The sequence below is a fragment of the Streptomyces rugosispiralis genome (genome assembly GCF_024505145.1).
Taxonomy (GTDB): domain Bacteria; phylum Actinomycetota; class Actinomycetes; order Streptomycetales; family Streptomycetaceae; genus Streptomyces; species Streptomyces rugosispiralis.
This window is the reverse complement of record NZ_JANIAA010000010.1, coordinates 195,830-207,171: the sequence shown is the minus strand read 5'-3', so window position 1 is coordinate 207,171 and position 11,342 is coordinate 195,830. Positions and strand designations below refer to the sequence as shown.

General features: G+C 71.0%; 10 protein-coding genes. 5 read left to right on the top strand and 5 right to left on the bottom strand.

Annotated elements, in window-relative coordinates; genetic code table 11:
* Positions 1 to 43: 43 nt before the first annotated feature.
* The gene (locus NP777_RS18730) at positions 44 to 1,231 is read left to right on the top strand and encodes a helix-turn-helix domain-containing protein (RefSeq protein ID WP_256651290.1); all 1,188 of its coding nucleotides are present in this window, start codon (positions 44 to 46) and stop codon (positions 1,229 to 1,231) included.
* A gap of 21 nt (positions 1,232 to 1,252) precedes the next feature.
* Here NP777_RS18730 and NP777_RS18725 read toward each other — a convergent pair whose 3' ends face one another.
* Positions 1,253 to 2,266, bottom strand: a complete 1,014-nt coding sequence (locus tag NP777_RS18725; protein ID WP_256651289.1) for a zinc-dependent alcohol dehydrogenase family protein — start codon at positions 2,264 to 2,266, stop codon at positions 1,253 to 1,255.
* Positions 2,267 to 2,411: 145 nt separating this feature from the next.
* Positions 2,412 to 2,717: an ArsR/SmtB family transcription factor gene (locus NP777_RS18720; protein WP_256651326.1), complete on the bottom strand. Its 306-nt coding sequence runs from the start codon at positions 2,715 to 2,717 to the stop codon at positions 2,412 to 2,414.
* Positions 2,718 to 3,057: 340 nt separating this feature from the next.
* Here NP777_RS18720 and NP777_RS18715 point away from each other — a divergent pair, with 340 nt between their 5' ends.
* Positions 3,058 to 4,023 carry an MBL fold metallo-hydrolase gene (locus NP777_RS18715; protein WP_256651288.1) on the top strand — a complete coding sequence of 322 codons (966 nt, stop codon included), beginning with the start codon at positions 3,058 to 3,060 and terminating at the stop codon, positions 4,021 to 4,023.
* A gap of 60 nt (positions 4,024 to 4,083) precedes the next feature.
* Here NP777_RS18715 and NP777_RS18710 read toward each other — a convergent pair whose 3' ends face one another.
* The 3 genes from NP777_RS18710 to NP777_RS18700 are packed head-to-tail and all read right to left on the bottom strand — an operon-like array spanning position 4,084 to position 8,831.
* The gene (locus tag NP777_RS18710; protein WP_256651287.1) at positions 4,084 to 6,546 is read right to left on the bottom strand and encodes a beta-glucosidase H; all 2,463 of its coding nucleotides are present in this window, start codon (positions 6,544 to 6,546) and stop codon (positions 4,084 to 4,086) included.
* 50 nt (positions 6,547 to 6,596) lie between these two features.
* Positions 6,597 to 7,055, bottom strand: coding sequence for a ribose-5-phosphate isomerase (locus NP777_RS18705; RefSeq protein WP_256651286.1), 459 nt, complete (start codon positions 7,053 to 7,055; stop codon positions 6,597 to 6,599).
* Positions 7,056 to 7,097: 42 nt separating this feature from the next.
* On the bottom strand, positions 7,098 to 8,831 hold the full coding sequence (locus NP777_RS18700; RefSeq protein ID WP_256651285.1) for a dihydroxyacetone kinase family protein: 1,734 nt from the start codon (positions 8,829 to 8,831) through the stop codon (positions 7,098 to 7,100).
* Positions 8,832 to 8,919: 88 nt separating this feature from the next.
* Between NP777_RS18700 and NP777_RS18695 the strand changes: the two genes are divergently transcribed.
* The 3 genes from NP777_RS18695 to NP777_RS48100 are packed head-to-tail and all read left to right on the top strand — an operon-like array spanning position 8,920 to position 11,341.
* Positions 8,920 to 9,633 (top strand): GntR family transcriptional regulator, encoded by a 714-nt coding sequence (locus tag NP777_RS18695; protein WP_256651284.1) that lies wholly within the window; start codon positions 8,920 to 8,922, stop codon positions 9,631 to 9,633.
* Positions 9,630 to 10,472 (top strand): sugar phosphate isomerase/epimerase family protein, encoded by an 843-nt coding sequence (locus NP777_RS18690; protein ID WP_256651283.1) that lies wholly within the window; start codon positions 9,630 to 9,632, stop codon positions 10,470 to 10,472. Before NP777_RS18695 ends, NP777_RS18690 begins: the two co-directional genes overlap by 4 nt.
* On the top strand, positions 10,469 to 11,341 hold the full coding sequence (locus tag NP777_RS48100; RefSeq protein ID WP_256651282.1) for an NAD(P)-dependent oxidoreductase: 873 nt from the start codon (positions 10,469 to 10,471) through the stop codon (positions 11,339 to 11,341). Before NP777_RS18690 ends, NP777_RS48100 begins: the two co-directional genes overlap by 4 nt.
* The last annotated feature ends 1 nt before the right edge of the window (position 11,342 follow it).

The following is an 11,342-nucleotide window of genomic DNA, read 5'->3' as shown; positions in this document are numbered from 1 at the left end:
CCAAGGTTGAAATGCATCCGATCCACCGGCCAACATCGTGCATATGCACAGTGCCGCCGCCTTCCCGCCGCCCGATCCACGCATCGCCGAACTCGCCCAGGCATGTCTGGAGGATCTCGACGGACTGATCGAACTCTGGATCGACGTGGTGAGCCCCGTACGCGAGGCATATGCCGACCGAGTGCCGGACGCGGACTTCCGTGACTCCGCGCGCGACGCCCTGGAGATGCTGCTGCGCACCGTGGCCGAGCTGCCGGTGCCCGGACACATCGCCGAGGTGTCGGAACGGGTGGGCACGCGACGTGCCCGGCAGGGCGTACCGCTGGACGCCCTGCTGGACGCGGCCCGGCTGGACTTCCGGGTGGTGTGGACGGCGCTGATCGGACAAGCCGAGCAGCGCAACATGACGCATCTGGTGGCCTCCGCGTACTACGTGTGGGAGGCGGTCGAACGTCATGTCACCGGCATCATGACCGCCTACCAGCGCACTGTGCTGGAGATGGGGCGGCGGGCCGACGACGAGCGCCAGATGTGGTTCGCCCGCCTGATGGACTGCGACGGCCGCAACCCGACCGTGGTCGGTGACACCGCACTGGCCCTCGGGTTCCAGGTCAGTGGCGAATACATGTGCGCCGCTGCCGCCGCCCAGCACGGCGCCGCCCTGCGCCGGGCCGCCATGGAACTGCGCACCGCGGGAGTCCCGGTCCAGCAGCAGGCCCTCGATTCAGCGGTGGTCCTCACCGCTCAGCTCGGGCCGCGCACCACCGCCCGCACCATCCTGGAGCACCTGGGGGATACGCCCTGCGGGGTGTCGTCGGCCCCCGGTCACCTTGCCGACGTGCCGCGCGCCGTCCGGCTGGCCATCACCACGGCACGCAGCCTTCCCGCGGACGCCCGCGGGCCGCGGTGGCTGCGGGACAGTTGGCTGGACGTCCTGGTCCATCACGCCTCGGACCTGGCGGACGACCTCGTCGGTGACGTGCTCGGCGGGCTCGACCGGCCTGATGTCACCGACGCGGAGAAGGAGCGGCTGCTGCGCACCGTGCGCGTGCATCTCGGCGGGAACGGTGCGATAGCCGACACGGCCACGGCCGTGTACTGCCACCGCAACACCGTGCAACACCGGTTCAACCGCTTCTGCGAACTCACCGGTCATGACGTACGACGTCCCGAGGACGCCGCCCTCATCGCGTTGGCCCTGCGGGCCAGGGCGAGATGGCGTCCCGCGTGAGAAACCTGGTGAAGCCGGACTTCACGACGACGTTCCGGCCCCGGGCGCGACCGTGACGACGATCTTGCCGACCTGTCCGCCGGCCTCCAGGTGGCGGTGGGCGTCCGCGATGGCGTCCAGCGGGAAGGTCCTGTCGATGAGAGGGGTCAGCTCGCCCTTGGCGAGGCCCTCGCGGACGTACTCGACCGCGGCGGCCCGCCGTTCGTCGTCGGTTGTGATCTCGAACAGCTCGAAGCCGCGGAGAGTGAGGTGCTTGAAGAGCACGGTGCCCACCTCCAGCGGGGCCGGGCCGCGGTCGAGAACGCCGTAGAGAACGATGACGGCCTCGTGGGCGGCAGCCTCGACCAGGTCGGCCAGGGCCGGGCCGCCGACCGGGTCGAAGATCACCCGGGCGCCCTGTCCGCCGGTCAGCTCGCGCACCCGGGCGACGATGTCCTCCTCGGAGGTGGCGATGACCGCGTCGGCTCCGGCGTCCAGAAGCTGCTGGCGCTTGGCCCCCGTACGGGTCAGGGCGATGGCACGGGCGCCCGCCTTGTGAGCCACCTGGATCGCCGCGAGACCCACGCTGCTGGAGGCGGCGGAGATCAGCACCGTGTCCCCGGGGCGCACTCCGGCGATGTCCACCAGGCCGCCGTAAGCGGTGACGAACTGCATCCACACCGAGGCCGCCTCCTCGAAGGAGAGCCGCTCGGGGTGGGCGACGACGGCGTGCGCGGGGGCGAGGACCATTTCGCCGTGCACGGGGTAGTCGGTCATCGTGAAGGACGGCACCACGCTGACGGCTTGGCCCACGCGGAACCCGGTGACCCCTTCTCCGACGGCCGCGATCACGCCGGCGGCCTCGTAGCCGAGGCCGGAGGGAAAGACCGGGTCGATGCCGTACTCGCCCCGGCGGAACATCGATTCCGCCCGGTTCAGCCCCAGGGCACGGGTGTGAATGAGGACCTCGCCCGTACCAGGAGTCGGGTCGGGGATCTCCTCAAGACGCAGGACCTCGGGGCCACCGGTCTGATGGAAACGGACGGCGCGGCTCATGATGCGGCTCCTCGCGGACGGGAAGGGGACGGCGGTACCGGATCAGCCGGTGCCACCGCCCACAGTGCCCCGAACTTCGATGGCAGTCAAATTTAGATCACCATCAAAATATGTACCCGCCGACGCCGCGGTCGGTTCCGCGGCCCTACCTCGCGTCCGCCTTCCGTTCGGCGGCGGAGGCGGCCAGCACCGCCGACAGCAAGCCCGGGAAACGCGCCTCCATCTCGACCGCGCGCAGCGTGTTCATCTTGGTCGTCCCGACGTAGTACTGGCGGATCACGCCCGCCTCGCGCAACACGTTGAAGTGGTGCGTGAGCGTCGACAGCGACACCGGCGCATCGAACGTGCCGCAGCTCATGTCCTCACCTGCCCGGGTGAGCTGGGACACCACCATCCGCCGCACCGGGTCCACCAGCGCCTCCAGGACCTGCTGCAGGGAGATCTCCGACATCTCGGGATGCTCCACCTTCCGGGCGGTGGTGCGAGGGCGGGCCACGGTGACTCCTTGAGGCGGTATCGTGCGGTCACCCCATAGTACGATCGCGATCGAAACAGTCGGCTTCGATAACGATTCGGCACCCCTTCGGGTGTGCGTCCGCTAGGGTTCATTCCGGAAAACGGCGTCCGTTGCTCTGCCCTCCGTCGCGCGATCCATGACCTGACTCGTTCCAGCGTCACGTCGTGCCTCGGTTCGCCGACGGTGTGGGGTGTCGCTCCGAATTCCGTGGAAGCGGGAACCCATCATGAGCAATTCCCCCCACTCCCCGAGCCCCGCTCGGCGAACCCCGACCGTGACTCCGTACTCAGGGAAGCGGAGCGAGAGCACACCCCAGACGGAACACGAGGCCACGGCGACGGAGACGAAGCAGGGCTGGTACGTCGACGACCGCTGCCTGAACTGCAACATCGCCCGCCAGTACGCCCCCGGCCTGATCGGCTACACGGCCGGCGGCGACTACGGCGGAGTGTCGACCGTCCTGCGCCAGCCGGAGACCGAGGACGAGCTGCGGAAGATGTACATGGCCGCGCACGCGTGTCCGACCCGGTCCGTGCACCCGCCCGCCGACGCGTGGGCGGCGGACTCGGATCCGTACCCGATGGCTCTGGACGAGGACGGGATCGTCCTGCTGTGCGGGCACGCCTCGACGCGGACCTACGGCGCCACCTCGTATCTGCTGCGCCGCCCCGGCGGCACCGCGATGATGATCGACACCCCGCGTTGGAGCCCCGCGCTCGCCCGCCGCTACGAGGAGAAGGCCGGGAAGATCACCGACGTGCTGCTCACCCACCTCGACCATGTGGCGCACGGCCGCAAGTACGCCGACGCGTTCGGCGCCCGGCTGTGGATCCACGAGGGCGATCTGCACTCACGCCCGGACGCCGACCGCGTCATCCGGGGACGGGAGCCGGTGGAGATCGGGCCGGGAGTGATCGCCCATCCATTCCCCGGCCATACGGCGGGCAGCACGCTGTTCATCGCCGACGAGAAGTTCTGCTTCACGGGCGACGCCTTCTTCTGGTCGCACTCCGAACAGGACCTGGAGGTCGCGGACAGCGTCGTCTACGACTCGATCAAGACGCTGGCCGTCTCGGTGGCGCGCGGCGCCGAGGAGCTGACCTTCGCATGGGTGCTGCCGGGACACGGCAGCTTCCACCGGCTGCCCGCCGAGGAGATGCGGCGGCGGATGCGTGCCCTCGGCGAGCGGGCGGCCACCTATCCCGAGCAGGAGATCGACTATGGGAAGGTCCGCTACTGAGCGGCTGTGACGGCCGCCTGTCCAGCAGGTGGCGGGCGGCGTTGGCACACACCGCTCCGGTCAGTCCTCCAGGGTCGTTGAAGTGGTCAGCGGCAGGTCTGACACCGAGGTGCCGACCAGGACGTCGAATCGCCCGGTTTCGTAAGTCCAGCCGTGCGGCCGCCAGTCGGCGAACGCGCGGCCGGGCAGGGGTATGGTCACCGCCACCGATTCCCCGGCGCCGATCCGGACCACCGAGTGGGCGGCGAGCCAGCGGGCGGGCCGGTCGACGGAGCTTGTGGCGCGGGACAGGTACACCTGTATCACCTGCTTCCCGGCGCGGGCCCCGTCGTTGGTGACGGTGAGGCGGACCTCACCGTCCTCACCCGCGGTGATCCGCGGCTGGACCTGGAGGTCGGTGAGGCGCCATGAGGTGTAGCCCAGTCCGGAGCCGAATGGGAAGGCCGGTTCGGTGCCGGTCCTCAGCCAGGCGCGGTAGCCGATGTGGATACCTTCGTCGTAGCGGAGCTCGCCGTCGATGGGGGTGACGTCGGATACGGGCACATCGTCCAGGTGCTTCGGCCAGGTGGTGGGGAGGCGGCCCCCGGGTTCCACGACGCCGAGCAGCACATCGGCGAGCGCGTCGCCCATCGCCTGCCCGCCGAAGTACGGCACCAGCAGGGCCGAGACCTCGTCCCGCCACGGCAGGAGCACCGGCGAGCCGGAGTTGACGACCACGACCGTCGGCGTGCCGGTGGCCGCGACGCCGCGTACGAGGTCGTCCTGGCGGCCGGGGAGGTCAAGGCCGGTACGGTCGAAGCCCTCGGACTCCACCTGGGCGTTGGTGCCCACGACCACGACCGCGACGTCCGCGTCGGCGGCGGCGCGGGCGGCTTCGGCGATCAGCTGCCCGGAGTCGGCCTCGACGGGCTCGGCCCCGACGGTGATGCCGAAGGCGCCGTCCATGGCTCGTTCCCCCGAGGTCATGTCGAACTCGACGCGCACATCGACCGGGGTGCCGGCGGTGACGGCCAGCGGGGTGGTGATCGACGGCGGGGAGAGCAGACTCGCGCCCAGGTCCTGCCCGACGGCCTCCGCGGTGTCCTCGCGGCGCAGTTCCCCGTCGATGTGCACCCGGCCGCGGCCGACGGACGCGAACCCGAGCCGGACCTCCCCCGTCGTATCGGGGGTCCAGGTGAGCGAGAGCTCGATCGCGGAGGCGCTGGTGATGGGGGCGTCCCCGCCGAAGTAGATCAGCGCCGTGGACAGACGGTTCTCCCGGTGGAGTTCGGCGCCGTCGGCATCGAGAAAGCGCACCAGCATGCCGTGCTCGCCGGTGGCCGGGTTGACGATCCGGTCGAGTGGGAGTTCGGCGATGCCGTGCTGCACGACGGCTCCGATGGAGTAGGTCACCTCGGTTCCGGGCAGTGCCGCGCGGATGCCGTCGAGCGGGGTGACGACCTTTTCGGGCAGCACGGTGGCCGATCCACCGCCCTGGGACCGGGCGTGCCACGCGTTGTGCCCCACGACGGCGACCTTGCGGAGCCTGGCCGGGTCCAGCGGTAGGATTCCGTCGTTGGCCAGCAGGACGGTGCCTTCCGCCGCCGCCTCTCGGGCGAACGCCGTGCCGTCCTCGGGCCCAACCGGTTCGGGCCGGGCGGGCCCGAACCCCTCGAGCGCGCCCACCCGCGCGGCCAGCAGCAGGATCCGCAGCACCTTCCGGTCGATCTCGGCCTCGGGGACGCGCCCGTCGTCGACCGCGTCGACGAGGGCGGCCCCCCAGGGCCCGTTCGGGCCGGGCATGACGAGGTCCTGACCCGCCGCGGCCGATGCCAGCGACCGGACGGCCGTCCAGTCGCTGATCACGACGCCGTCGAAGCCCCATTCGTCCTTCAGCGGCATCCGGAGAAGCTCGTTCTCGGTCGCCGGCACGCCGTTGACGGCGTTGTAGGACGACATCACCAGCCAGGCCCGCGCCTCGGTGACCGCCTTCTCGAACGCCGTCAGGTAGAGCTCGCGCAGCGCCCGCTCGGAGACCTCCGTGCTCGCGGTGAACCGTTCGGTCTCGTAGTCGTTGGCGATGTAGTGCTTCGGTGTCGCGCCGACACCGTTTTCCTGCAGCCCACGCACATAGCCCGCCGCGAGGTCCGCCGTGAGCACCGGGTCCTCGCTGAAGGCCTCGAAGTGACGGCCGCTCAGGGGGGAGCGGTGCAGATTGATCGTGGGGCCGAGTACGACATCCACTCCCTTGCGCCGCGCCTCCACGGCGAGGACGTTGCCGTAGCGGCGTGCCACCTCCGGGTCCCATGACGAGGCCAGGGCGGTCGCCGACGGCAGGTTGAGGGACGGATCGCGTTCGTCCCACACCTCGCCCCGCACTCCGGACGGCCCGTCGGAGACCAGGATCCGGCGCAGGCCGATCTTGTCGATCGGCCAGGTCGTCCAGAAGTCGCGGCCGGTCAGCAGCCGCACCTTCGCTTCCAGGGACAGGGCGTCCAGCAGTTTGTGCAGCTCCGGCGAGTCGAGATCGACCGGACAGTGCATGGTGTTTCCCTTCGATGTCGGACATCCCGGGGGCAGCGGGCACAGCCCAGCTACCGTGCCTCGTAGTTCGCGATCTCGAGAACCTTCACAGACGACGGGCTGGACTCGTCGAACCGATGGGCGAGCCACTCCCGGGCCAGTCTGCGGGCGACCTCGATGCCGACCACACGCTGTCCCAGGCACAGGATCTGTGCGTTGTTGGAGAGGACCGACCGCTCGACGGAGTAGCTGTCGTGGGCGGTGACCGCTCGCACACCCTTCACCTTGTTCGCGGCGATGGCCACGCCAAGTCCCGTCCCGCAGACGAGGATCGCCCGATCCGCCTCCCCGTTCGCGATCATTTCCGCGGCCCGGATGGCCACGGTCGGATAGTTGGTGCGTCCGTCGGCGCCGGTGCCGACGTCCACGACGTCGGCCACGTCCGGGTCGCTCTGGAGATCAGCCTTGATGCGCTGCTTGTACTCGTATCCTGCGTCGTCCGAGCCGACGACGAGACGCCAGGCGGCCATGTTGCTCAGTCCGATCGTTGAAGGGCCGGGTTCGTATGGTGATCAGTCGACGGGGGAGAGGGACTGCTCGACGACGCGGGCGAGGACCGCGAGCGAGACAGCTCCGGGATCCGGGGTGCCCTGGGAGCGTTCGCCGTGGGTTCTGGCCCGGCCCATACGCGGAAGCAGATCGGCGGTCGCAGCCGCCGCCCTCGTGGCGGCCGCGGCCGCCTTCGACCATGCGAGGGCCGGGTCCGCGCCGGCTCCCACAGCCGCCGCGAATGTGTCCGCGAGCGGTACGAGGGCGTCGACCAGGGTCTTGTCCCCCACGGTGGCCTTGCCGTATGAGGTGACCCCTTCGACCGCGCGGTTCAAGCCTCGGACGAGGTCTTCGGCCGTGGGGTCGGCTTCGTCGCCCAGTTCTCGGCCGACCGCGCGCAGGATCACTCCCCAGATCGCGCCCGAGGTGCCGCCGGCCTTGTCCGACCAGGCGTCCGCGGCCGCGTTGAGCGTGGTCGAGGCCCCCGCGCCCCTCTGGGCTACGGCTGCCGCGGCGTGCGAGGCCGCACGGGTTCCGCGCCGCATGCCCACCCCGTGGTCGCCGTCGCCGGCCACGGCGTCGATGCGGCCCAGTTCCTCCGCCGCGGCGTCAATGGCGGCGTGGCCCGCGTCCAGGGCGGTGACGATCCGGGCCGCGAGCTGACGGGACTCCGCGCTCGCCCGGGGCAGCGGTCCGTCGGGCCGCTCGGTGGAGGCGGCCGCCGCGGGCCGCGGCAGTGAGGTCCGGACACTCCCGGTGCGGAAGGCCGGGGTGTCGGCCGGCGTGAACCAGAGCCGTTCCAGCTCGTCGTCGAGCCACAGCAGCGTCAGGGAGACTCCTGCCATGTCGAAGCTGGTGCAGTACTCGCCGACATGCGGGTCCGCCACGACCACACCGGCGACGTCGAGAAGTTCGGCGACGCGCCGGTAAACGACGTACAGCTCCTCGTACTTCACCGAGCCGAGGCCGTTGAGGAGGGCGACGACGCGGGCGCTGGACGGTCCGTCCGGCAGCGGCACTTCCTCGTCGGCCAGCAGCCGTTCCACGAGGAGTTGGGCGAGGCCGTCCGCGGTCGGCAGGTCCACCTCGGCGATACCGGGCTCGCCGTGGATGCCCAGTCCGATGGCCATCCGGCCGTCGGGGACGGTGAACAGTGGTTCGTCGACGCCGGGCAGGTTGCATCCGGAGAAGGCGACCCCCATCGAGCGGGTACGCGCGTTGGCCCTGCTCGCGAGGGACTCCACGGCGTCCAGGCCGAGGCCGGCCGCGGCGGCGGCCCCCGCGATCCTGAAGACCGTGAAGTCGCCCGCGATTCCGCGCCGTTGGTCCGCGCGGTCCGCCGGGGCGCTGAAGATGTCGTCGGTGACCCGCACCGTGCGGCAGTCGATGCCGTCGGCGCGCAAGGCGGCCTCGGCCTCTGAGAAGTGCAGGACGTCACCGGCGTAGTTGCCGTAGGACAGCAGCACTCCCCGGCCCTGATGGGCGGCGCGTGCGACCGACTCGACCTGGCGTGCCGACGGGGAGGAGAACGGATTTCCCACGGCGGCGCCGTGCGCCAGGCCCGGGCCCACAAGTCCCCCGAAGGCCGGGTAGTGGCCCGAACCCCCGCCGATGACCACCGAGACCGTCGGCCGCGGATCTCTCGTCGAGCGCACCACCCCTCCCGGAACCTGCCGTATCCACCGGCCGCTCGCCGCGACGAACCCGGCGAGCATCTCGTCGGGAAAGTCATCCGGCGCGTTCCACAGTCGCGTCACGTAGCCCCCATCTCCTTCGGTCAGGGGTCGATGATGTTTCGCCACCGTAACTGTTGACAAAAAAATGTCAACAAGTACGGTTCACGCCATGAAACTCGGCGTTCAAGCCACACTCAGCCGCAGCACCCTGCGGGAACGCTGCACCACTCACCTGCGAGAGAAGATCATTTCTGGGGCGCTGCGCCCCGGTGAGCACATCGTCGAGGTGGCTCTCAGCCGCGAGCTGGGGGTGAGCCGCGGCACGTTGCGGGAGTCCTTGCGCCCCCTGGAGACCGAGGGCCTGATCGTGGGCGACGGCCGCGGCCACCTGCATGTCCGGGAGCTCTCCGGCCGGGAGATCCGCGAGGTCTTCGAAGTCCGCGAGGCGCTGGAGGTCCTGGCCGCGACCAAGCTGGCGCGGCGCGCGGATCGCGGCGGGACCGCAGCCGAGCTGCGCGAGTTGCTGGCGCCGCTGAACAACCCCGACCTGTCCTTCGGCACCCAGATCGAGCTGGACCTCGCCTTCCACGCGAGGCTGTGCGCGCTGGCGGGCAGCACCACCCTGTTCACCACGTGGCGCCGGCTGGTGGGCCAGATCGAGATGATCATCATCGCGGCCGGCCCCGCACGGGCCAGTGACCGGATGCGTTACGCCGACCACGTCGCCATCGTCGACGCGATCGAGACCGGTGACCCCGCCCATGTGGCCTCCGTCGTCTCCGCGCACATGGGCGACTTCTGCCGCCGCTACGCGGGCGACGCCCGGCGCCTGCCGTCGGCCGCCACCCAGCCTCCTTCCCCTCGAGAGCGAGAGACCGGATGAGTCCACCGGCGTTGCCGCGCCTGTCCTGCTCCACCATCACCTTCCGCGACCGCGATCTGCCCCGAGCGCTCGAGACCATCGCCGGTCTCGGTTTCGACCGGGTCGACCTGGGTGCGTTGGCGGGATTGTGCGAGCACGTTCCGCCCACCGGCACCACGGCCCAGCTGTCCGCCGTCGCGGCCCGGGTCCGGGCGGCGTCCCTGGCCGTCACCGGGGTCAACGCCGACCCCGGCTCCTTCAACACCCGCACCGACCACGCCGGTGTGCGTGACGCGATGTTCCGGCTGCTCGACTTCTGCGCCGACGCCGGGAGTCCCCGCCTGGTGCTCACCTGCGGCGATCCGGAAGACCCCGGGGTCCCGGCAGCGGAGCAACTGCGCCGGGTGGCCGGCGGCCTGGAACCCGTACTCGACCGCGCCGGCGACGTGGGCGTGGAGCTGACCGTCGAGGCGCCCCACTATCTGCGGCTGGTCAACACACTGGCACGCACCGACGCCCTGCTGGCCGCGCTCGCACCCGGCATCACCCAAGCCTGGGACGTCTCCCACGTCCGGGCGGCGGGGGAGGACCCGGCCGGGCTGTTCCCACGGTTCGCGAGCAGGGTGGCGACCGTCCATCTGCGCGACGCCCTCGCCGGGGACATCCGCCGGCCGATGGGTCTGGGCGACATCGACTTCCCCCGGGTCCTGCGCGCGGTGCGAACGGCCGGGTACCGGGGGCCGCTCGTGCTGGAGCTGGAGACCCACGGCAGCCCGTTCGCGTCGAAGGAAGAGGAAGTGCGATCCGCACTCAGCCACCTGGCCGCAGCGTCCGCCCAGTCGAGCGAGGAGGCCTTGTGAAGGTCACGTTCGTCGGAGTCGGCGCCATGGGGCTGCCCATGGCCCGTCACATACTGCGCCGGTTCCCGGTGACCGTGTTCGATCCGGACTCCGCCCGCACCGCCGAGCTAGCCGCCCAGGGAGCCACCGCCGCTGTCAGCGCGGCCGAGGCGGCCCGCGGAGCCGACGTGGTCGTCGTCATGGTGGCCACGCCCGCGCAGCTGGACCGTGCTCTGTTCGGTGACGACGGCGTCCACGCCGGCCTGCCGGCCGGATCCACCGTGATCCTCATGAGCTCGGTCGGCACCGACTGCGCGGCCGATGCGGGGCGGCGCCTGGAGGCCCTCGGCGCGAAGGTGGTGGACGCGCCGGTGACCGGCGGCGCCTCCCGGGCCGAGACCGGCGAACTGACCGTGCTCGCCGGTGCCGCACCCGACGTGCTCGACGGTGTCCGGCCGGTGCTGAACCTCGTGGCCTCCCGGATCGCTCTCTGCGGTGGCCGGGTCGGCGACGGACAGGCCGTGAAGCTCGTCAACCAGCTGCTGTGCTCCGTGCACCTCGCCGCGGCGGGCGAGGCCCTGCAATTCGCCCGCGCGCTCGGCCTTGATCCGGTCCAGGTGCTCGCCGCCATCGAGCCGGGCGCCGCCTCCTCGTTCATGCTGAGCGACCGCGGGCCACGGATGCTCAGCACCGACACTCCGCCGGTCCGCAGCGCGGTCGACATCTTCGTCAAGGACTCGTCCCTCGTCCTCGCCGCGGCACGGAAATCCGGCGCCGTGACCCCGTTGGCCGAGCAGGCGGCCGCCCTGTTCGCCCGCGCCGGCGACCAGGGGCTGGGCCGCCACGACGACTCCAGCGTCATCCGAATGTTCCAGAAGGAGCCGCACTGAC